The following is a 22,343-nucleotide window of genomic DNA, read 5'->3' as shown; positions in this document are numbered from 1 at the left end:
ATGCGCGTCGGCTTCCGCCTGCAGGTGCGCCCCGAACTGCTCGACGAGTATCGCCGGGTGCACTCACCGGTGCGCCGCGAGATGCTCGAAACGATCGCCGCAAGCGGTCGGCGCAACTACACCCTGTTCCTCGACGAGTCGGACGGCACGCTGTTCGGCTACTACGAGGTCGACGACGATGACGCCGCGCAGAGCTACCTCGCCGACAGCCCCGTCGCCGCCCGCTGGGAGGCCGAGATGGGCCGCTTCTTCGTCACGCTCGATGGCCGCGCCGACCAGGCCGCCCGTCGCCTCACCGATGTCTTCAACCTCGCCGACCAACTGGAGGCCACCGCACCATGACCGCCAAACACGACCTCATCGCCCGCTCGAACCGCCTCGGCGCTGAGCCGCACATCACCAACTACGCCGGGGGCAACACATCGGCGAAGGACACCGAGACTGACCCCGTGACGGGTGAACCCGTCGAGCTGCTGTGGGTCAAAGGCTCGGGCGGCGACCTCGGCACGCTGACCGAGCAGGGTCTCGCGGTGCTGCGGCTCGACCGCATGCGCGCGCTGGTCGATGTCTACCCCGGCATCGAGCGCGAAGACGAGATGGTCGCGGCCTTCGACTTCTGCTTACACGGCAAGGGCGGGGCCGCCCCGAGCATCGACACGGCCATGCACGGCCTGGTCGACGCCCCCCACGTCGACCACCTGCACCCCGACGCCGGCATCGCGATCGCGACGGCCGCCGACGGCGAGCAGCTCACCGCGCGCGTTTTCGGCGAGAAGGTCGTCTGGGTGCCGTGGCGCCGCCCCGGTTTCCAGCTCGGACTCGACATCGCCGAGATCAAGGCACAGAACCCCCAGGCGATCGGCTGCATCCTCGGCGGCCACGGCATCACCGCGTGGGGCGACACCTCTGACGAGTGCGAGGCGAACTCGCGCTGGATCATCGACACCGCCCAGGCCTACATCGACGAGCACGGTGCCGCCGAGCCGTTCGGCGCCGTACGGCCCGGTTTCGAGGCGATTGGTGACCAGGATGCGCGCCGCGAGAAGGCGGCGGCGCTCGCCCCGAGCATCCGTGGCATCGCCAGCCACGACAAGCCCATGGTCGGCCACTTCAGCGACGACCCGCGCGTGCTCGACTTCCTCGCCAGGGACAAGGCGCCGGCGCTCGCCGAGCTCGGCACCAGCTGCCCCGACCACTTCCTGCGCACCAAGGTCAAGCCGATGCTGCTCGACCTGCCCGCCGACGCGAGCGTCGAGGACGCGATCGCGCGCCTGCACGAGCTGCACGAGGTGTACCGCGCCGACTACACGGCCTACTACAACGCCCACGCGACTCCCGAGTCGCCAGCCATCCGCGGTGCCGATCCGCTCATTGTGCTCGTGCCCGGCGTCGGCATGTTCAGCTTCGGCGCGAACAAGCAGACCGCTCGTGTCGCCGGAGAGTTCTATCTGAATGCGATCAACGTCATGCGTGGTGCCGAGGCGCTGAGCACGTACACGCCGATCAGTGACGCTGAGAAGTTCCGCATCGAATACTGGGCGCTGGAAGAGGCGAAGCTGCAGCGCATGCCAAAGCCGAAGAGCCACGCCACGCGGGTGGCCTTCGTGACCGGCGCGGCGAGCGGCATCGGCAAGGCGATCGCCACCCGGCTCGCCGCCGAGGGCGCCTGCGTCGTCATCGCCGACCTCGACCTCGAGAAGGCCCAGGCGGCCGCCGCCGAGCTCGGCTCGACGGACGTCGCGATCGGCGTGCAGGCGAACGTGACGGATGCGGCGCAGATCGACACGGCGCTTCGCGAGGCGGTGCTCGCCTTCGGCGGCGTCGACATCGTCGTGAACAATGCCGGGCTGTCGCTGTCGAAGCCGCTGCTCGAGACCACCGAGGGTGACTGGGACCTGCAGCACGACGTCATGGCAAAGGGGTCGTTCCTGGTGTCGAAAGCGGCCGCGCGCATCCTCATTGACCAGGGCATGGGCGGCGACGTGATCTACATCTCGAGCAAGAACTCGGTGTTCGCCGGGCCCAACAACATCGCCTACTCGGCGACGAAGGCCGACCAGGCGCACCAAGTACGACTGCTCGCCGTCGAGCTCGGCGAGCACGGCGTCAAGGTCAACGGCATCAACCCCGACGGGGTTGTGCGCGGCTCGGGCATCTTCGCCTCCGGCTGGGGGGCCAACCGTGCCGCGACGTACGGCGTCGACGAGCAAGACCTCGGCACGTTCTACGCGCAGCGCACGATCTTGAAGCGTGAGGTGTTGCCCGACCACGTGGCAAACGCCGTCGCCGTCTTGACCGGCCCAGACCTGACGCACACCACCGGGCTGCACGTGCCCGTCGATGCGGGGGTCGCCGCCGCTTTCCTGCGGTAGCGGGGCGAGCATCCCGATGGTCGACAAATTTCACGTCGCCGCCGTCGACCTGGGCGCCACCAGCGGGCGGGTTATGGTGGCCACGATCGGGCCCGAGCGGCTCGATATGACGGAGGTCGCGCGGTTTCCGAACGGGCCGGTGCGCGCGGGGGACGCGCTGCACTGGGACATCGAGGCACTGCGCGGCCACGTCATGGCGGGCCTTCGGGCGGCGCTCGCCGAGCATCCCGATATCGCGAGCATCGGCATCGACTCGTGGGCCGTCGACTACGGGCTCGTCGCGGGCGGCGAGCTGCTGAGGGCGCCGTTCCACTACCGCGATGAGCGGTGCGCCGGCGGGGTCGAAGCGGTACACGCCACGGTGGCGCCCGCCGAGTTGTATGCCGCGACCGGGCTGCAGCACCTGCCGTTCAACACCGTGTTTCAGCTCGCCGCCGAGGGCGAAAGCCTTGCCGACGCCGAGCAGCTGCTGCTGATTCCCGATCTGTTCGCGTGGTGGCTTACCGGCCGCGCGGTTGCCGAACGCACCAACGCGTCGACGACGGCGCTGCTCGACCCGCGCACCGGTCAGTGGCACGAGGGCCTCATCGAGCAGCTCGGATTCCCGCGGTCGCTCTTCCCGCCGCTCGTCGCCCCGGGCGACGAGATCGGCACGCTGACATCGGATGCGCGGGGCGAGCTCGCCACGACGGCTACGGTACGCGTCACCGCCGTCGGCTCGCACGACACGGCATCCGCCGTTCTCGCCGTGCCGATGACGAGGCCTGACGCCGCCTACGTCAGTTGTGGTACCTGGGGCCTGGTGGGCCTCGAACTCGACGAGCCGGTCATGACGGAGGCGGCGCGCGAGGCGAACTTCACGAACGAGGGCGGCGTCGACGGCACCGTGCGCTTCCTGCACAACGTGACCGGGCTGTGGCTGCTGTCCGAGTCGATTCGCTCGTGGGAGGCCGAGGGCGGCCCCGTCGATCTGTCGACGCTGCTCGCGCACGCGGCGCGCGTCAGCGAACCGGTGCCGGTCTTCGACGCCAACGACCCGCGGCTCGCGGCGCCGGGCGACATGCCCCGCCGCATCGCCGGCGTGATCGCCGAGTCGGGCGACGACGTGCCCGTGACCCGCGCCGCCTTCGCGCGCTCCATTCTCGAGAGCCTGGCGGCGGCGTTCGCCGAGGCCGTGCACACGGCCGCTCGGCTCGCCGGCCGCGACGTCGGCGTGATTCACGTCGTCGGCGGCGGAGCGCTCAACGCGTTGCTGTGTCAGCTGACCGCCGACCGTGCCGGAATGCCGGTGCTCGCCGGGCCGGTCGAGGCAACGGCCCTCGGCAACGTGCTCGTGCAGGCGCGCTCTCTCGGGCTGGCGGGTTCTCGTGCCGAGCTGCGCGAACTCGTCGCGCGCTCCCATCCTCCGCAGCGATACGAGCCGCGGCGCTGATTGAGAGGTAGCAGGGTGAGGGGCACTACTTGCTAGACTGGGGAAGCGTTTTCCCATTCGTGTGCGCCGCCTGATGCGCCACTCCGCCACCCACCTGCAATGAGGCAGCATGACCGATCACTCAACCGCCCGTCCCCGCTACGCGCTCGTCGGCACCGGCTCACGGGCGCAGATGTACATCAGCGCTCTCGCCGGACTGCACTCCGACCGAGGCGAGCTCGTCGCTTGGGCCGATACGAACTCGGGGCGTCTCGACGTGGCGTTCGACCGGTCGATGTCCCCGCACGGCGCAGTTGAGCCGCACCGCTTCGATCCGGCCGCGCTCGCCGACGCCGTCGCGGAACACAGCATCGATCGGGTGATCATCACCACGCCGGACGTCACCCACGCTGACTACATCTGCACGGCGCTCGAGGCCGGCGCCGACGTGATCGTCGAGAAGCCGCTGACCATCGACGAGGCGGGACTCGCCGCGATCTCCTCCGCCGTGGAGCGAACCGGCCGCGAGGTTGTGGTGACCTTCAACTACCGCTACGCCCCCCGCAACGGGGAGTTGCGTCGGCTGATCGCCTCCGGAGAGATCGGCGATGTCACCAGCGTGCACTTCGAGTGGGTGCTCGACACGGCCCACGGCGCCGACTACTTCCGCCGCTGGCACCGTCAGAAGCAGAACTCCGGCGGGCTGCTCATCCACAAGGCCTCGCACCACTTTGACCTCGTGAACTGGTGGATCGACGACACGCCCACTCGTGTCTACGCCAGTGGCGGCCTGCGCTTCTACGGCGCCGACAACGCCCGTCAGCGCGGCGTCGGTCCGCGGCCCGAGCGCGGCTCAGTCGACTCGCCCCTGCGCGACGGCTTCAGTCTCGACCTGAGGGCCGACTCGCAGTTGAAGGCGATGTACTTCGACCAGGAGCAGCACGACGGCTACAGGCGCGATCAGGACGTCTTCGACGAGGGCATCACGATCGAAGACAACCTTGCCGTCATTGTCGACTACGCCGGTGGGTCGACCCTGAGTTACGCCCTTAACGCCCACGCTCCGTGGGAGGGATACACGGTCGCCGTCAACGGCACGAAGGGCCGCGCCGAGCTCACCGTCGTCGAGCGCGGGTCGGTCATCATCGACGACGCCGGACGCGTCGTGATCGACCCGAGCGCGCGCCCCGACATCGTCGTCGACGACGGCTCTCGCCCGGTCGCCGAGCGCCTCGTGCTGCAGCACCACTTCGCGCCGGCGCGCGAGGTCGAGATTCCCGAGGCCGAAGGTGGCCACGGAGGGGGAGACGCACCGCTCTTGCGCGACCTGTTCATCGGCGTCACCGACGACCCGCTCGGACTCGTCGCCACGTGGGCCGATGGGGCACGCGCCGTCGGCGTCGGCATCGCCGGCAACCGCTCTCTCGAGACCGGCATGCCCGTCACCATCACCGAGCTCCCCATCGGCGCCGCGTCGACGGCGTTTACGGGGGATGCGCGGGAGGGCACAGCGTGACCGTCACCCTCGTCACCGGGGCTGCCGGTCGCCTCGGCCGCAGCGTCGTCCGGGTGCTCGCCGAGCGGGGCCACCGGGTGGTGGCTGTGGACCGCGTGACTGACCCGGACAGCCCAGCCGAGCAGCGCATCCTGGATCTCGGCGATCGCGACGCGACCGCGGCGCTTGTCGCCGACGTGCGCCCCGATACGATCGTGCATCTCGCCGCGATTGCCGTGCCGTTCAGCGCACCCGATCACGAGACCTACGCGGTCAATACAGGGCTCTTCTTCTCGGTTCTTGATGCGGCGCTCGCAGCCGGCACGGCGCGCGTGCTCGTCGCCAGTAGCCCGACCGTGCTCGGCTACGGGGCGCCCGGAGGCTGGGCGCCGCAGTACCTGCCCCTCGATGATGAGCATCCGCGCGCGCCGTGGAACGGCTACGCGCAATCGAAGGCCGCCGTTGAGGATCTCGTCGCGATGGCCGCGCGGCAGCACGGCGACCGCATCACTGTCGGTGCCTTCCGACCCTGCTACGTCGTGGCCCCTGAAGAGTGGCGCGGGGCGCCCACGCAGCAGGGGCACACCATCCGAGAGCGGCTCGACGACCCGGCACTCTCGGCCGTGGCCCTGTTTAACTACGTGGATGCGCGGGACGCGGGCGCATTCGTCGCGTCGTGGGCGGCGGCGCCCCCGTCGGCGACCAACGGCCTGACCTTCTTCGTCGGCGCCGGCGACTCGCTCGTTCGCGAGCCGGTAGCAGAAGCGCTCGCCCGACTGGTGCCGAGTACGGCACCGCACATCGCCGCTCTCGCCCCGAGCGACCCCGTCTTCACGAGTGCGCGGGCCGCGGAACTGATCGGCTGGCGTCCCGAGCGGTCGTGGCGTACCGAACTCGTCGATACCGACGCGCCCACCACCGACGCCGCCGAGGAGGCACACCGATGACCGCTCTCACCTTTCGGCCCGGCGTGATGTTCTTCCCCGTCACGGCGTTCGACCCGTCGGGCGCCGTCGATGCCGCGGTCACCGCGCGCCACATCCGGGCGGGCATCGAGGCGGGCGCCGCGGCCGTGTTTGCGGCGTGCGGCACCGGAGAGTTTCATGCGCTCGGCACCGATGAGTACGCGACGGTGCTGACGGCAGCGTCGGCCGCCGTCGCCGGCGAGGTGCCCCTCATCGGCGGCGCGGGCGGACCGCTCGGCCACGCGATGGCCGTGGGCCGCGCTGCCCGCGAGGCGGGAGCGGACGCGCTGCTCGTGCTTCCGCCGTACCTCGTTGGCGGCACCCAGGCCGGGCTCGTCGCCTACGTCGAGCAGATCGCCGAGGCCTCGGGGCTGCCCGTCGTGATCTACCACCGGGGAGCCGCGCAGTTCACGGTTGACAGCATCCGGCACCTCGTTCGCGACCCGCGCGTGATCGGCATCAAAGACGGCGTCGGCGACGTCGCCCTGATGCAACAGTTCGTGCTGACCGCCGCCGAGGAGGGGCGTGGCGAACTGCTGTTCTTCAACGGCCTGCTCACGGCCGAAGCGAGCCAGGCGGCCTACACAGCGATCGGCGTTCCGCGCTACTCGTCGGCCGTGTTCGCCATGGCGCCCGCCATCTCGGCGGCGTTCCTTCGCGCCCACGAGGCGCACGACACCGCGACCCAGGATCGGCTGCTCACCGAGTTCTTCTTCCCGCTCGTGAAGTTGCGCGACACCACCCCCGGCTACGCCGTGTCGCTCATCAAGGCGGGCCTGCGCATCGCGGGCGAGCCGGTGGGCTCGGTGCGCGCACCTCTCGTTGACCCGTCGCCCGAGCACCTCGACCGCCTGACCGCCCTGCTCGCCCACGGCGACCGCCTCGTGAGCTGAGCCCCGTCGTGGCGCGCATCGACAGCATCCGATTGCGGTGGCTTCGTGGTGAGCTCGGCCGGCCGTGGGCCACCGACGTCACGGGAAATCACGTCATCGTGGTCGACGTGTTGCTCGACGACGGCACTGCCGGCACGGGCTTCAGCTGGACCCCCCATATCGGCGCGAGCGCCGTGCACGCGTTTCTGCGCGACGAGCTCGTTCCCCGCGCGCTCGGGCGGCCCGCCGAGCCCGAGTCGCTGTGGATCGCCCTGTGGGAGGAGGTGCACGAAGCCGGGGGAGGGGGCATCACCTCGATCGCCCTGGCAGGCATCGACATCGCCCTGTGGGATGCGCGTGCCCGCTCCGCAGGGCGCCCGCTCGCCGACGAGATCGGTCGCCACCGCGACGAGGTCGTGGCCTACGGCTCGGGAATCAACCTGCACTACTCGACCGACGAGCTGGTCGCGCAGTCGCGGCGATTTGTGGACGCGGGCAATCGCGCGGTCAAGATCAAGGTCGGCTTACCGTCCCTCGACGATGACGTGGCCCGTGTCGCCGCCGTGCGCGAGGCGATCGGCCCGGACGTTGCCCTTCGTGTTGACGCGAACCAGCGCTGGCGGCTCGAGCAGGCCATCATCGCGGCTCACGCGCTCGCCGAGTACGACATTGACTGGCTGGAGGAGCCGCTGCGGGCCGACGATTCGCTTGGCCACCGCGAGCTTGCGCGCCACAGCCCGATTCCGCTCGCGGTCGGCGAAAACCTGCACACCGTGCACCGCTTCGCTGATCTCATCGCCTCCGGCACCGTCGGCGTCGCCCAGCCGAACGTCGTGCGCATCGGCGGCATCACGCCGTTTCTGCAGATTGCACGCATCGCCTCCGACGCGGGCGTGCGACTGGCGCCCCATCTGCTGCCCGAGCTCAGCGTGCCGCTCGCGCTCGCGGTGCCCGCCGTCGAGTGCGTGGAAGCCGTCGAGGGTGCGTCGCTCGCCGAGCTCGGGGTACTCGACGCCGACTCTCCGGTGTCGATCGCCACGGGCGTTGCCCGCAGCACCGCGCGCACCGGTCTCGGCCTCGCCTTCCGCCCCGCCACCGACCGTGATCCCCGGGAGGGACTCGCATGACCGCCTCCGCATACCTGACCGCCGTGATGACGAACGCCGTCGCGGCCTTCCGCGAGCTGCGACGCAGCGACCGCGCCTCCCGCGCCGCCTGGCTTGCCGCGGCCGCCGACGCACTCGACGCCGACGCCGAGGCGCTCGTCGAGATCGCCGGGCGCGAGACGCGGCTGCCCGAGCAGCGCCTGCGCGGTGAGTTGGCCCGCACGAGCAGCCAGCTGCGGTTCTTTGGCGAGGTGATCACCGACGGTGCGTACCTCGAGGCGACCATCGATCATCCGGACCCGTCCGCAACCCCGCCGATTCCGGATCTGCGGCGCATGCTCGTGCCGATCGGACCGGTCGCGGTGTTCGCCGCCTCAAACTTTCCGTTCGCCTTCTCGGTCGCGGGCGGCGACACGGCCTCTGCTCTCGCCGCAGGCAACCCGGTGATCGTCAAGATCCACCCGGGGCACCCCGAGCTCTCGCACCGCGTCGCTGACCGGATGCGCACGGCGGTCATCGAGGCCGGCGCACCCTCCGGGATCCTCGCCACCGTTGAGGGTCGGGAGGACGCGACAGCGCTCGTGCTGCACCCCGAGACACGTGCGGTGGGCTTCACGGGGTCGATTCCTGGCGGTCGCGCGCTCTTCGACCTGGCCAGCTCACGCCCCACTCCGATTCCGTTCTACGGGGAGCTCGGCAGCCTGAACCCTGTCGTCATCACGGCCGATGCGCTCGCGGAGCGGCGAGCCGAGCTCGTTGACGGTCTCGTGCAGTCGTTCACGCTAGGCGCCGGCCAGTTCTGCACGAAGCCGGGTCTCGTTTTTGTGCCACGCGGCTCGGGTTTCGCCGGTGACGTCGCCGCCGCGGCGGACGCTGTCGCCCCTCAACGGATGCTCATGGACCGTATTCAGGACGGCTTCCGCTCCGGCGCCGCGGCCATCGCTGAACAGCCCGGTGTTGTTCGTGTGAGTGACCCGGAGTCCGACGTGGGTGACGGTCAGGCGCCCCTCGTCTTCAATACCGACACGGCCGCCCTACGCGCCGACGATTCGGCCGTCCGTGAGGAGTGCTTCGGCCCTGCCGTCGTTGTGGTCGAGCACGACGGCGACGCCGACCTGGCCGATGCAATCACGCGGTTGCCCGGCGGGCTCACCGCAACGCTGCACGCCGCAGACGGCGAGGCGGCGCACCTTGGCGCTCTGATCGCTGAGCTGGAAGAATCCGCAGGCCGCGTGCTGTTCGGCGGCTGGCCCACCGGCGTCGCCGTTGCGTGGTCGCAGCAGCACGGCGGGCCCTACCCGGCGACGACCTCGCTGTTCACCTCGGTCGGGGCGACCGCAATTCGCCGCTTCCTGCGACCGCTGGCATTTCAGACGGCACCGGAGGCGGTCCTTCCCGCTGAGCTGCGGGATGCGCCCGCTGGCATTCCCCGCCGGATCGACGGCGTCCTCCGCGTCGACTGAGCGCTCGCGTTGGGGCCTGCCGCGCGACACCCGCCTTCACTAGCCTGGAGAGCATGTCCGAGCATCCCGCCCCGCCGCTGCCGATCACGACGCTGACGATCAATCCGGCGCTCGACGTGAGCACGTCGACCGCGTCGGTCATGCCCGAGCACAAGATGCGCTGCGGCCCGAGCCGGCTCGACCCGGGCGGCGGGGGAGTCAACGTCAGCCGCGTCATCGCGCGACTCGGAGGCCAGTCGACGGCGATCTACGCGGTGGGCGGCCCGACCGGGCAGGCGTACCGGCAACTGCTCGAGGCCGAGGGCATCGTCGGACGGGCAGTGCCGATCGCCGGGTCCACCCGCGAGAACATCACGATCGACGAGACGTCGACGGGCAAGCAGTTCCGCTTCGTATTGCAGGGCCCCGAGCTGATCGAGGCCGAGTGGCAGGCCGCGCTCGATGCCACCGTTTCGGCGGCACGGCACGGCGGGTATGTCGTGCCGAGCGGGTCACTGCCTCCCGGCGTTCCCGACGACTACTACGCGCGGGTGACGCACGCGGCCCACGGCTCCGGCGCACGCGTGGTTGTCGACGCCTCGGGAGAGGCGCTCGCCGCGGCGCTCGACGAGGGCGTGTACCTGATCAAGCCGAGCGGGCGCGAGTTGGGCGAACTCGTCGGCGCGACGCTCGCGACCATCGACGAGCGCATTGCCGCGGCCGAGGAGCTCGTCCGGCGCGGCCGCGTCGAGGTGGTGGCGCTGACCCTGGGCGGCGCGGGCGCGGTGCTCGCGACGCGCGACGAAACGCTGCGGCTCAGCCCGCCCTCGATCGAGGTGCGCTCGACGGTGGGGGCGGGCGACTCGTTCCTCGCCGGCATGGTGCTGCGCCTGGCCGAGGGACGCTCGCTCGCCGATGCCTTCCGAGCGGGCGTCGCCTGCGGTGCGGCGACCGCGATGACCGAGGCGACCGAGCTGTGTCACGCCGACGACGTGCTGCGGCTGGAAGCGAGCCTCGCCGCCTGACGAGCCCCGCGCATCCCGATCGCGTCTCTTTCGCGAGGATGCTCGCAACCTTTCGCGCCGGAATGCCGCGACCCAGCCGTTACCGCTTTGAAATATGTTGTGCTTGACCACAAACGAACGCCGACCTATAGTCGAACCGTCCCCATCACTTTCGGCACTGAAGCCGAAACTTTCGAGAGGTTCAAAGATGAACAGACGAGCACCGAGGCGCTGGGCGGCAATTGCCCTCTCCGGCCTCACCATCGGCGCCCTCGCCGCGTGCTCCCCGAGTGCCGACCCCGGCACCGGTGGCAACGGCGGTTCGGGCAGCGGCGACGAGGTCGTTCTGACCTGGTGGCACAACGGAACGGGTGAGCCCCTGCTGGGCTTCTGGGAAGACGTTGCCGCCGAGTTCGAAGAGGCCAACCCCGGCGTTCGCGTCGACGTAACCGCCTACCAGAACGAGGAGCTGCAGCGCACCCTCATTCCGAACCAGCTGCGCACCGGCGGCGGGCTCGACCTCTACCAGCAGTGGGGTGCCGGCGAGCTGGCCGCCCAGGTCGAGGCCGGCTTCGTCAAGGACATCAGCGCTGAGGTGAGCGAGCGGGTCGACCAGATGGGCGGCGTCGTCGCCCCCTGGCAGTTCGACGGCGCGACCTACGGCCTGCCCTTCAACTTCGGCATCTCGGGCTTCTGGTACAACACCGAGCTCTTCGCCGAGGCAGGCATTGAGGGCACGCCCGAAACCCTCGACGAGCTCTACGACGCCATCGAGGCGCTCAAGGCTGCCGGCATCGTGCCGATCGCCGTCGGCGCCGGCGACGGCTGGCCCGCCGCGCACTACTGGTACCACTTCGTACTGAAGTCGTGCTCGCCGGAGATCCTGCAGGAGGCCCAGGTTTCCTACACCTTCGACGACCCGTGCTTCGAAGAGGCTGGCGCTCTGCTCGAGGAGTTCATCGCCTCCGAGCCGTTCAACCCCGGCTTCCTCGCCACCAGCGCCCAGCAGGGTGCGGGTAGCTCGGCCGGCCAGGTTGCCACCGGCGCCGCCGCCATGGAGCTCATGGGCCACTGGAACCCGGGCGTCATGGGCGGCATCCTCCAGGAGGAGACCGGCGACGAGAACGCCACCCCGCCGGAGTTCCTCGGCTGGTTCAACTTCCCGGCCATCCCCGGTGCCGCGGGCGACGCCACCGCTGCCCTCGGTGGCGGCGACGGCTTCTCGTGCACCGCGTGGTCGCCGCCGGAGTGCACCGACCTGCTGAACTACATCACGAGCGTCGAGGTGCAGACCCGCTTCGGTGAGATCGGCGCCGGTATCCCGGTGACGCCGGGCTCCGAGGCTGGCATCTCCGACGTCAACCTGCTGCAGGTGCTCGAAGGCCTCCAGGCCTCGACCTACGTGCAGCTGTGGCTCGACACGGCCTACGGCCCGACGGTCGGCGGCGCCATGAACGAGGGCATCGTCAACCTGTTCGGCGGCCAGGGCTCGCCCACGGCGATCGTCGACAACATGAGGAACGCCGCGGCGACGCTGTAACCCTCATGAGCCTCACCACCACGAGCACCGGGTCCGCGGCCACCGCCGCGGGCCCGGTGCCCCCCTCACCTGCCCTGCCCCGTGCATCCCGGTCGCGACAGAAGTCGCGCGGGCTCCTGCTGATCTGGATTTTCGTCGCCCCGGCACTGATCGTCTACGTGACGTTCGTGCTCGTGCCGGTCGCGCTCGCCGCCGTCTACAGCTTCTTCAACTGGAACGGTCTCGGCGCCCTCGACCGCTTCATCGGCTTCGACAACTACATTCGCGCACTGAGCGATCCCATCTTCCTCGGCGCCATGACGAACAACTTCCTGATCGTCGTGCTGTCGCTGCTCATCCAGGGGCCGCTCGCCATCGGCATCGCGCTGCTGCTCAACCGCCCCCTGCGCGGTCGAGCACTAATCCGCACCCTCGTCTTCGTTCCCTACGTGCTCAGCGAGGTCGTCGCGGGTCTTGCGTTCCGCCTCATGCTTCCGCCGGGCGGACCGCTCGACACCATGCTGACCTCGATCGGCTGGACGGGCGACAAGCCACTCTGGCTCGCCGACCCCGACGTCGCCTTCTGGACGCTCTTCGCCGTCATCACCTGGAAGTACCTGGGCTTCGCGATCATCCTCATGCTCGCCGGCCTCCAGGGTGTGCCGGAAGAGCTCAGCGAGGCGGCCGCGATCGACGGCGCCAGCTGGTGGCAGACGCAGCGGCACATCACCCTGCCGCTGCTCGGGCCGACCATTCGCATCTGGGCGTTCCTGTCGATGATCGGGTCCCTCCAGCTCTTCGACATGGTGTGGATCCTCACCGGCGGCGGTCCGCTGAACGCCACCGAAACGATGGCGACCTACATGGTCGAGTACGGCAACGGCCGCTCGCAGATCGGCTACGGCAGCGCCGTCGCCGTCATCCTGTTCGTCGTCTCTCTAGTCATCGCGCTGCTCTACCAGCGCTACGTCCTGCGTCGCGACATGCGCGGCGCGATCACGAGGGGCTAACCCCATGACCGCCACACTCACTCCCGGGGCGGCGCCCAACGCGCCCACACCGGGATCCCCCCGCGTCTCGCTCGAGGATCCGCCGCCCTCGCGGCGCAAGAAGCGCGACCTTGCCACGCCGTTCGCGTACATCGTCGCTCTCGTCATCTGCGGCATCACGGTCGCGCCGGTCATCTACGTCATCCTGGGCGGGTTCCGCACGACCGCGCAAATCAACCGAGACCCCGCCGGGCTTCCCGACCCGTGGGTGGTCGACAAGTACCTGGGGGTGTTCCAAGACCCGAACTTCTGGACCCAGTTCACGAACTCGACGATCGTCGCGGTGGCGACGACCGGGGGTGTCGTGATCCTCGGCGTGATGGCCGCGTTCGTGATCGCGCGCTACGACTTCTACGGGCGCACGTTCCTGTTCTCGGTGTTCGTGGCGGGCCTCCTGTTCCCGCTGACGGTTGCGGTGCTCCCGCTGTTCACGATGCTCCGCTCGTTCGGCCTGCTCGGCAATCTGCTCGCGGTGATCGCCCCGCAGATCGCGTTCGCCCTCCCGGTGACGATCATCATCCTCGTCCCCTTCCTGCGCGCGATTCCCGCCGAGTTGGAGGACGCGGCGCTGATCGACGGCGCCGGTCGCTTCACGTTCTTCTGGCGCGTGCTGCTGCCGCTGTCGTGGCCGGGCCTCATCACGGTCGGCGTGCTCGCCTTCGTCGCCAGCTGGAATGCCTACCTGCTCCCGCTGCTGCTCTTGGGCAATCCAGCGACCGCGACGCTGCCGGTCGGCGTGCAGTACTTCTCGACCGCGTACTCGCAAGACACCGCGGGGGTGCTCGCCTTCACGTCGATCGCGATGCTGCCCGCCCTGCTGTTCTTCACCCTCGCCCAGCGCCGCATCGTTGGCGGGCTGACAGGAGCAGTGAAGGGATGACCATTCACACCCCGTCCGCCGTCACCGTCGACGGCGGAGCACCCTGGCACGATCGCGCTCTCGAGCCTCAGGCTCGCGTCGAGGCGCTCATCGCCGCCATGACTCTGCGCGAGAAGATCGCCCAGCTCTACGGCGTGTGGGTCGGTGCCGGCGCGGACGGTGGCGACGTCGCCCCGCACCAGCACGACCTCGATGACGAGATCGACCTCGACGAGGTACTGCCCGACGGGCTCGGGCAGCTGACGCGCCCGTTCGGCACAGCACCGGTGGATGCGGGGGTCGGCGCGCTGAGCCTCCTCACGACCCAGCGCCGCATCGTCGCCGAGAACCGCTTCGGCATTCCCGCGCTCGCGCACGAGGAGTGCCTTGCGGGCTTCGCCGCCTGGGGCGCCACCGCCTACCCGGTTCCGCTCTCGTGGGGCGCCACGTTCAACCCCGAGCTGGTCGAGCAGATGGCGACGCGGATCGGCGCCGACATGCGCTCGGTCGGCGTGCACCAGGGCCTCGCGCCCGTGCTCGACGTCGTGCGCGACGCCCGCTGGGGCCGCGTCGAAGAGACGATCGGCGAGGACCCGTACCTGGTCGCCACGGTCGGCAGCGCGTACGTGCGGGGCCTCGAGACCGCCGGCATCGTCGCCACGCTGAAGCACTTCGTCGGGTACTCGGCGTCGCGCGCCGGCCGCAACCTCGCCCCCGTGTCGGTCGGGCCGCGCGAACTCGCCGACGTGCTGCTGCCGCCGTTCGAGATGGCCGTGCGCGAGGGTGGGGCGCGCAGCGTCATGAACTCGTACACCGACCTCGACGGCGTGCCCTCGGCGTCTGACCGTCGCCTCCTCACCGAGCTGCTGCGCGACGAGTGGGGCTTCACCGGCACGGTCGTCGCCGACTACTTCGCGATCGCGTTCCTCAAGTTGCTGCACGGCACCGCCGACTCGTGGGCCGAGGCCGCCGGCGCCGCGCTCGAGGCCGGAATCGACGTCGAACTGCCCACGGTGAAGACCTTCGGCGAGCCGTTGCGTCGGGCCATCGACGAGGGGGTCGTCGACGAGGCCCTCGTCGACACCGCGCTGCGCCGCGTGCTCGCCCAGAAGCTCGAGCTCGGCCTGCTCGAGGCCGACTACGATCCCGTGCCCGAGGCGCTGCGCGACGTCGCGTTCACCGACGCCGACAGCGTGCGGGGCTCGATCGACCTCGACAGCCCCGAGAACCGGGCGCTCGCGCGCACCCTGGCCGAGCAGTCCATCGTCCTCGTGAAGAACGATGGGCTGCTGCCGCTCGCAGCTCCCCAGCGGGTCGCCGTCATCGGGCCCAACGCCGACGAGCGGTACGCGATGCTCGGGTGCTATTCGTTCCCGACGCACGTCGTGAGCCAGCATCCGGGGGTCGAGATGGGCATCCACATCGACACCGTGCTGGATGCTGTGCGCACCGAATTCGCGGACGCCCGCGTCACGCACCTGGCCGGCACCGGCATCGATGACGGCGCCACCGCCGCCATCGGCACCGCCGCCGAGACGGCGAAAAACGCCGACGTGGCGATCCTCGTGCTCGGCGACCGTGCCGGTCTGTTCGGTCGTGGAACGAGCGGCGAAGGCTGCGACGCGGGAGACCTGTCCCTCCCGGGGGCGCAACAGCAGCTGCTCGACGCGGTGCTCGCCACCGGCACGCCGACCGTGGTCGTGCTGCTGACCGGCCGCCCGTACGCGCTCGGCGACGCTCCCCAGAAGGCCGCCGCGATCATCCAGGCGTTCTTCCCCGGCGAAGAAGGGGCCGCCGCCATCACGGGCGTCATCAGCGGCCGCGTCGAGCCGGCGGGGCGCTTGCCGGTGAGCATCCCCGCCCACCCGGGCGTTCAGCCGTCGACGTACCTCGCGGCGCCGCTGGCGCGGAAGACCGACGTGTCGAACGTCGACCCGACCGCCGCCTACCCGTTCGGCCACGGCCTCGGCTACGCCGACGTGGTGTGGACCGACCTCGAGAGCCCCGACCACCAGGTCACGACCGACGGCGAGGCCGTGCTGTCGATGCGGCTCGTCAACGGCGGCGACCGCGACGCTCACGAGGTCGTGCAGCTGTACGTGCACGACCCCGTCGCGAGCGTCGTGCGGCCCGTGCAGCGACTGATCGGCTACCAGCGCGTCACGGTGCCCGCCGGTTCTACCGTGCGGGTCGCCGTCACCGTGCCGATGGACCTCCTCGGGTTCACCGGTCGCGACGGTCGCCGCATCGTTGAGCCGGGTGCCATCGAGCTGGGCTTCGGGCGGTCGAGCGGCGACATTCCGCTCGTGCACCGCCTGCAGGTGACCGGCGGCGTGCGTGAACTCGGCGCCGACCGCGCCGTGCACGCCCGTTTCCAGGTGATCGGAGCGTGACCCCGACCGACCCGGCGAGCCCCGTCGCGCACCGTCGCGGCGAGGCCGACGTCACCGTGCTCGGTACCGACGGCGAACCGCTCGCGAACACCGAGGTCGTGATCGAGCAAACCCGGCACGAGTTCGCGTTCGGGTGCATCGGCTTCGACCTGATCGACCACGCGAACGGCACGGCCGACGAACGGCACCTTGCTGCCGACTGGCTGGGGCTGTTCAACCTCGCGGTGCTGCCCTTCTACTGGGGCATGTTCGAGCCCGAGCGCGGCCGCCCCGACACGGCGCGACTGCAGCAGGCGGCGCGCTGGTTCGGTGAGCGCGGCGTACGAGTGAAGGGCCACCCGCTCGTCTGGCACACAGTCAAGGCTGGCTGGCTTGATCAGCTGCCGACCGACGAGGTCGAGCGGCTCGTGCGCGAGCGCGTGCGCCGCGAGGTGCACAACTTCGCCGGCCTCATCGACGAGTGGGACGCGATCAACGAGGTCGTCATCATGCCCGACTTCGTCAACGAGCCGGACGGCGTTCCGAACTCTGTCTCGCGGCTCGCGCGCGAGCTGGGCCGCGTCGAGATGGTGCGCCTCGCCGTCGACGAAGCCCGCGCATCCGACCCGGGGGTGCGGCTGCTGCTCAACGACTTCGACCTCAGCGTCGACTACGAGCGCCTCATCGAGCAGGTGCTCGAGGCGGGCGTGCGGCTCGACGGGGTCGGCGTGCAGACCCACATGCACCAGGGGTTCCGCGGGGCGCAGCTGCTCGAGCTGGCCGACCGCTTCGGCCGCTTCGGCCTGCCCGTGCACTTCACCGAGACGACGATCCTGTCGGGCAACCTGATGCCGGCCGACATCGTCGACCTGAACGACTACGTCGTCGACGCGTGGCCGTCGACCCCCGAGGGGGAGGCGCGGCAGGCTCGCGAGCTCGAGCAGCACTACCGCATGCTCGTCGGCCACCCGAACGTCGCCTCGATCACCTACTGGGGCATCACCGACCGCGGAGCCTGGCTCGGCGCCCCCGTCGGCCTCGTGCGCGCCGACGGCCGCCGCAAGCCCGGCTACGACGCCCTGAAGAAGCTCATCAAGGGCGAGTGGTGGGTCGCGCCGACTGCGGTGCGCACTGACGACGCGGGCCGGGTGCGCGTCGCCGGCTTCGCGGGCGACTACGCCATCACGGCTCGGGATGCTCGGGCTGAGCTCACGCTCACCACCGGCTCATCGCCGGCCCGCGTCGCGCTCACCCCGGCCGAGGCCGCGCGGTAGTCACGCCGCGCAGGTCACGTCAGCTGTCGTCGCCGTCGCGGCCGGCCCACCGCAGGATGCGCAACGCCCGGAGGGTGATCACCGGACTGTCGTCGCCGACGGCCTCGCCGACGCCGGGCGCGAGGGTTGCCCAGTGCTCGCGCTCTCGCTCGCCGTCGAGCCCGGGATGCAGCGCGCCCTGAGCCCAGCGACCCTCCGGCGTACGCAGCGACTCGAGGTGGTCGATTGCGGCGTCGAGGCGTTCGTCGGCTTCGACGCCGGCGTCACGAAGGAAGTCGAGTGCGCGCACGATGTCGTAGTGCCAGCCGGGTGGTGAGGCGGGTTGTAAGAACGCCTCGTCGACAATCTCGCCGGTCGACAGCCGGTGCATGGCGCCGCGGTCCATGAGGTAGCTGATGCCGGTGTCGAGGGCTTCGCGCAGGCGCGGATCGGGGCGCCACCGGTTCCATTCGAGCAGGCCCTCGAGAACGCACAGGGTCGAGTGGAACGAGCCGCGGCGACTACCGGGGGCGTCGCAGTTCCAGCCGCCGTCGGGTTGCTGCTGGCCGAGTAGCCGGTCGGCGATGCGCGCTGGCCCGTCGTCGTCGACGGTGAAGTAGCCGGCGTTGGCGAGCACCATGCCGTTGACACACACCTCGGTCTCGCCGCCGAAGTAGGGGATGCGGTCTTGGTAGATGTAGGTGACCTTCTCGCGCACGCGGTCGATGGCGTCGCGCACCGCCGAGTCGGCGGGGTCGATCTGGAACAGGCGCAGGATGGCGAGCGCGTACGTGGCTGACCCGTCGGGCGAATCGGCCCAGCCGGTCGGCTCGTCTGCGGCCCACGAGCCGTCAGGCCGTTGCGCCTTCAGCAGCGCCTCGCCCCAGCCTGAGTGGGGGATGCGCGCCCGCGCGATCAGGTACCGCTCTTTCGGCTCGCCGTCGAGGTCGCGCAGCACCTGCCACTCCATCGACGGGTCGACCTTGATGAGCCAATCGTGCGCGTCGCGGGCCATCGCCCCACCGTAGTGGCTGCGCTCAGCGCGCGGGAGGGGCTGTTGAATCGCGCACCACGAGGCTTGTCGCGAGGTCCATGCGGGGGGTGCCAGGAGCATCCTCGCCGCGCGCCGCCGCGAGCACGAGCTTCGCCGCCTCGACGCCCATCTGGCGTAGCGGCTGGTGCACGGTCGTCAGCCGCGGGCTCACCCAGCGGCTCACGGGAATGTCGTCGTAGCCGACGATCGACAGGTCGCGGGGCACGGTCAAGCCGAGCGAGCGTGCCGCCTCCAACGTGCCGAGCGCCTGCAGGTCGCTGCCCGCGAAGATCGCGGTCGGCCGCTCGTGCTCGGGTCGGTCGAGCAGCGCCATCGCCTGCGCTCGGCCGCCCTCGACGTGGAAGTCGCCGAAACGCACCCACTCGTTCGCGATCTCGAGCCCCGCCGAGTTCATGGCCGAGCGGTAGCCGTCGAGGCGGGCGAGTGAGCACATCATGTCGGCGGGGCCGGTGATGGCGGCGATGCGTCGGTGACCGAGTTCGATGAGGTGGCGGGTGGCGGCGAGGCCGCCCGACCAGTTCGCCGACCCGACCGAGGGCACGTCGGGCGAGGGGTCGCCGGCGGGGTCGACGATCACGAACGGGATGGCGCGCGAGCGCAGGCGTTCGCGCAGTTCGGGCGGAAGGTCGCTGAAGACCAGAACAACTCCGGCCGGGCGGCGGCGCAGCACGCCCTCGAGCCACTCGCTGCCGGGGGAGTGGCGGTCGCCCGTGACCGTGAGCACGACGCTCAGCCCCTGCTCTTTCGCGACCGACTCGACGCCGTCGATGAGTTCCATCGACCAAATGCGGTCGAGTTCGTGGAACACGAGTTCCACCAGCTCGGCCTTCGTCGTCGTCGCGCCGGTGCGCCTCTGGTAGCCGTGCTCGGCGAGCAGAACCTCGACGCGGGCGCGCGTCGACGGCGAGACGTCAGGCCGCCCGTTGAGCACCTTGGAGATGGTGGCGAGCGACACCCCGGCTTCCGCCGCGACGTCGGACAGCGTGACGCGCGGTGCGGCGGATTCGGCAGTGGTCGACATGTTTCGAAGCGTACTCCCGAAAGTTACGCAGTCGCGACGGCGGCGCCCTGCACGGCGTCGATCGGAGCGGCGATGAGGCCATCCCATGCGAGCTCGGCGGCCCCGATCAACAGCCGCTGCGAGCCGAGCGCGGCCGGCTCGATCGTGACCTCCGCGGCCGACGCGGGCAAAGCATCCGCGATCAGGGATGCGCGCTGAGACTCGTCGGCACAGCGCCACAACGCGGCGAGGTGGCCGCCGAGCACAATCCGTTCGGGGTTCAGCAGGTTAATGGCGCCCCGCAACGCAATGCCGAGCCAGCGCAGTTGCCGCGCGACCTCGGCGCGGGCCGCGTCGCCGCCGACCTCGTCCGCGACGGCCGCCACCAGCGCCGCCTCGAGGGCGTCGTCATCGGGATGCTCGAGGCCGACCGCCTGCACGAGCGCGTCGCGAGGCGCGAGCGCTTCGAGGCAGCCGCGCGCACCGCAGGCGCACGCGGGCCCCTCCGGGTCGAGCCCAAGGTGTCCGAGTTCCCCGGCGTAGCCGGCCGTGCCGTCCATCGGACGGCCGTCGACGACGAGGCCGCCACCGATGCCGGAGGGGCCGCCGTTCAGGTACAACATCGTGCCGGTGCCCACCCCGGCGCCGAACGTCTGCTCGGCCCGGCAGCCGAGGTGGGCGTCGTTGGATGCGGCCACGGGCATCCCGAGGGCGACGGAGAGCGGGGCGGCGAGCGGTTCCTCGCGCCACCCGAGGTGCGGGGCGAGGCGCACGTGGCCGTCGCGGCCGCGCACGAGGCCGGGCACGGCGACGCCGGCGGCGAGCACCTCGACGCCGGGGTTGTCGGCCGCGAGTTCGCGCACGGTGTGAGAAGTCAGGGTGACGGTCTCGGCGACGGTCGGCACGTGGTCGAGGTCGACGCGGCGCCGGGCGACGATCTGTCCGCCCAGCGAGACGAGCGCCACGTCGACGACGTCGAGCTCGGGGTTGACGGCCGCGACGACGCGGGTGTCGCTCGGGGCGACGCGGGGGCTCGGGCGACCAACACCCGAGCGGGGAGCGTCGTCGCGCTCGTCGACCCAGCCGTGCTCGACGAGCACCGCGACGAGGTCTCCGATGGTGGAGCGGTTGAGCCCGAGTGCCCGGGTGAGGTCGGCGCGGGTAACGCCGCCGTGGCGGTGCACGAGGTCGAGCACGGCCGACAGATTGCGGCGGCGCAGCGCTCCAGCATCCATGGTGGTCGGCTTCCTCGGGGTCATGCGTTCCAGTCTGGCGGTAATCGTCTCGCGCGTGATACGTTGTGTCAACCAACAAATACATCCCGCGGTGTCGCAGTGACGCGCCCGCGCACTGGAGGACAACGCCACCATGGCCCCGACGCCCACCCCCGCAGACAAGTTCACCTTCGGCCTCTGGACCGTCGGCTACAACGGTGCCGACCCCTTCGGCGGCCCCACCCGCGCACCGCTCGACGTCGTACACGTCGTCGAGAAGCTCGCCGAGCTCGGCGCGTACGGCCTCACGCTGCACGACGACGACCTGTTCGCGTTCGGCTCGTCCGACGCCGACCGGCGGAAGCAGATCGACCGCCTGATCGAAGCGAAAGCCGCTACGGGCATCCAGGTGCCGATGATCACCACGAACCTGTTCAGCGCGCCCGTCTTCAAGGACGGTGGATTCACGTCCAACGACCGCGCCGTGCGTCGCTTCGCGCTGCGTAAGGTGCTGCGCAACATCGACCTCGCCGCGGAGCTCGGCGCGCACACCTTCGTCATGTGGGGTGGCCGTGAGGGCGCCGAATACGACAGCGCCAAGAACGTCGGCGCCGCGATCGAGCGCTACCGCGAGGCCGTCAACATCCTTACGCAGTACGTCACCGATAAGGGGTACGGCATTCGCTTCGCGATCGAGCCGAAGCCGAACGAACCGCGCGGCGACATCCTGCTGCCAACCGTCGGGCACGCCATGGCGTTCATCGAAACGCTCGAGCACCCCGAGCTCGTGGGCCTCAACCCCGAGGTCGGGCACGAGCAGATGGCGGGCCTCAACTTCACGGCCGGCATCGCGCAGGCGCTCGAGGCGGGCAAGCTCTTCCACATCGACCTGAACGGCCAGCGCGGCATCAAGTACGACCAAGACCTCGTCTTCGGACACGGCGACCTGCACAACGCGTTCTCGCTCGTCGACCTGCTCGAAAACGGCGGGCCCAACGGCGGATCGGCCTACGACGGCCCCCGCCACTTCGACTACAAGCCGTCGCGCACCGAAGACGAGACCGGCGTGTGGGAGTCGGCCAAGGCCAACATGCGCACCTACCTCCTTCTGAAGGAGCGCGCCGCCGCTTTCCGTGCCGACCCGGAGGTGCAGGAGGCGCTCGCCGCCGCCCGCGTCGCCGAGCTGTCGCAGCCGACCCTCGGCGAGGGCGAGTCGATCGACGCCCTGCTCGCCGACACCTCGGCCTACGAAGAGTTCGACCCGAGCGCCTACTTCAACGGCCGCGGATTCGGGTTTGTGCGCCTGCAGCAGCTCGCCACCGAGCACCTCATGGGTGCCCGCTAGGGCAGGCTCGA

The 22,343-nt window shown here is 70.5% G+C and carries 18 protein-coding genes; 15 read left to right on the top strand and 3 right to left on the bottom strand.

The window, feature by feature from the left end; translation table 11 throughout:
* From EV140_RS07685 to EV140_RS07620, 14 genes are all read left to right on the top strand, one after another.
* Positions 1–342: an L-rhamnose mutarotase gene (locus EV140_RS07685; RefSeq protein ID WP_130282673.1), complete on the top strand. Its 342-nt coding sequence runs from the start codon at positions 1–3 to the stop codon at positions 340–342.
* Positions 339–2,372, top strand: coding sequence for a bifunctional aldolase/short-chain dehydrogenase (locus tag EV140_RS07680; protein ID WP_130282671.1), 2,034 nt, complete (start codon positions 339–341; stop codon positions 2,370–2,372). Before EV140_RS07685 ends, EV140_RS07680 begins: the two co-directional genes overlap by 4 nt.
* Positions 2,373–2,388: 16 nt before the next feature.
* Positions 2,389–3,804: a rhamnulokinase gene (locus tag EV140_RS07675; protein ID WP_130282669.1), complete on the top strand. Its 1,416-nt coding sequence runs from the start codon at positions 2,389–2,391 to the stop codon at positions 3,802–3,804.
* A 109-nt stretch (positions 3,805–3,913) separates the two neighbouring features.
* Complete coding sequence (locus EV140_RS07670; protein WP_130282667.1) at positions 3,914–5,299, top strand: Gfo/Idh/MocA family protein; 1,386 nt, start codon at positions 3,914–3,916, stop codon at positions 5,297–5,299.
* Positions 5,296–6,225 (top strand): NAD-dependent epimerase/dehydratase family protein, encoded by a 930-nt coding sequence (locus tag EV140_RS07665; RefSeq protein ID WP_130282665.1) that lies wholly within the window; start codon positions 5,296–5,298, stop codon positions 6,223–6,225. The genes EV140_RS07670 and EV140_RS07665 overlap by 4 nt, the downstream gene beginning before the upstream one ends.
* Complete coding sequence (locus EV140_RS07660) at positions 6,222–7,136, top strand: 5-dehydro-4-deoxyglucarate dehydratase (protein WP_130282663.1); 915 nt, start codon at positions 6,222–6,224, stop codon at positions 7,134–7,136. The genes EV140_RS07665 and EV140_RS07660 overlap by 4 nt, the downstream gene beginning before the upstream one ends.
* An 8-nt stretch (positions 7,137–7,144) precedes the next feature.
* Positions 7,145–8,242: a mandelate racemase/muconate lactonizing enzyme family protein gene (locus EV140_RS07655; RefSeq protein ID WP_130282661.1), complete on the top strand. Its 1,098-nt coding sequence runs from the start codon at positions 7,145–7,147 to the stop codon at positions 8,240–8,242.
* Positions 8,239–9,684, top strand: coding sequence for an aldehyde dehydrogenase (NADP(+)) (locus tag EV140_RS07650; RefSeq protein ID WP_130282659.1), 1,446 nt, complete (start codon positions 8,239–8,241; stop codon positions 9,682–9,684). Before EV140_RS07655 ends, EV140_RS07650 begins: the two co-directional genes overlap by 4 nt.
* Positions 9,685–9,737: 53 nt before the next feature.
* Positions 9,738–10,688: a 1-phosphofructokinase family hexose kinase gene (locus tag EV140_RS07645; protein ID WP_130282657.1), complete on the top strand. Its 951-nt coding sequence runs from the start codon at positions 9,738–9,740 to the stop codon at positions 10,686–10,688.
* A gap of 187 nt (positions 10,689–10,875) precedes the next feature.
* Positions 10,876–12,207 (top strand): ABC transporter substrate-binding protein, encoded by a 1,332-nt coding sequence (locus EV140_RS07640; RefSeq protein WP_130282655.1) that lies wholly within the window; start codon positions 10,876–10,878, stop codon positions 12,205–12,207.
* Between the two features lie 5 nt (positions 12,208–12,212).
* A complete protein-coding gene (locus EV140_RS07635) occupies positions 12,213–13,196 on the top strand; it encodes a carbohydrate ABC transporter permease (protein WP_130282653.1) in 984 nt (327 codons plus the stop codon).
* Between the two features lie 4 nt (positions 13,197–13,200).
* Positions 13,201–14,115 (top strand): carbohydrate ABC transporter permease, encoded by a 915-nt coding sequence (locus EV140_RS07630; protein ID WP_130282651.1) that lies wholly within the window; start codon positions 13,201–13,203, stop codon positions 14,113–14,115.
* Complete coding sequence (locus tag EV140_RS07625; protein WP_130282649.1) at positions 14,112–16,487, top strand: beta-xylosidase/alpha-l-arabinosidase; 2,376 nt, start codon at positions 14,112–14,114, stop codon at positions 16,485–16,487. Before EV140_RS07630 ends, EV140_RS07625 begins: the two co-directional genes overlap by 4 nt.
* Positions 16,484–17,740 carry an endo-1,4-beta-xylanase gene (locus EV140_RS07620; protein ID WP_130282647.1) on the top strand — a complete coding sequence of 419 codons (1,257 nt, stop codon included), beginning with the start codon at positions 16,484–16,486 and terminating at the stop codon, positions 17,738–17,740. Before EV140_RS07625 ends, EV140_RS07620 begins: the two co-directional genes overlap by 4 nt.
* Positions 17,741–17,759: 19 nt before the next feature.
* On the opposite strand, the gene EV140_RS07615 is transcribed toward EV140_RS07620, so the two are convergent.
* The 3 genes from EV140_RS07615 to EV140_RS07605 are packed head-to-tail and all read right to left on the bottom strand — an operon-like array spanning position 17,760 to position 21,032.
* Complete coding sequence (locus tag EV140_RS07615; RefSeq protein ID WP_096420344.1) at positions 17,760–18,734, bottom strand: prenyltransferase/squalene oxidase repeat-containing protein; 975 nt, start codon at positions 18,732–18,734, stop codon at positions 17,760–17,762.
* Positions 18,735–18,756: 22 nt separating this feature from the next.
* A complete protein-coding gene (locus tag EV140_RS07610; RefSeq protein ID WP_130282645.1) occupies positions 18,757–19,794 on the bottom strand; it encodes a LacI family DNA-binding transcriptional regulator in 1,038 nt (345 codons plus the stop codon).
* Between the two features lie 23 nt (positions 19,795–19,817).
* Entirely contained in the window at positions 19,818–21,032 is a 1,215-nt protein-coding gene (locus EV140_RS07605) for an ROK family transcriptional regulator (RefSeq protein WP_241971363.1), read from the bottom strand.
* Between the two features lie 109 nt (positions 21,033–21,141).
* Between EV140_RS07605 and xylA the strand changes: the two genes are divergently transcribed.
* Positions 21,142–22,332, top strand: a complete 1,191-nt coding sequence (gene xylA, locus EV140_RS07600; protein WP_130282643.1) for a xylose isomerase — start codon at positions 21,142–21,144, stop codon at positions 22,330–22,332.
* Positions 22,333–22,343 lie beyond the last annotated feature (11 nt).

The organism is Microcella alkaliphila (genome assembly GCF_004216855.1).
Classification (GTDB): Bacteria; Actinomycetota; Actinomycetes; order Actinomycetales; family Microbacteriaceae; genus Microcella; species Microcella alkaliphila.
The sequence above is the reverse complement of the archived record's forward strand: the minus strand, read 5'-3'. Positions and strand labels throughout refer to the sequence as shown.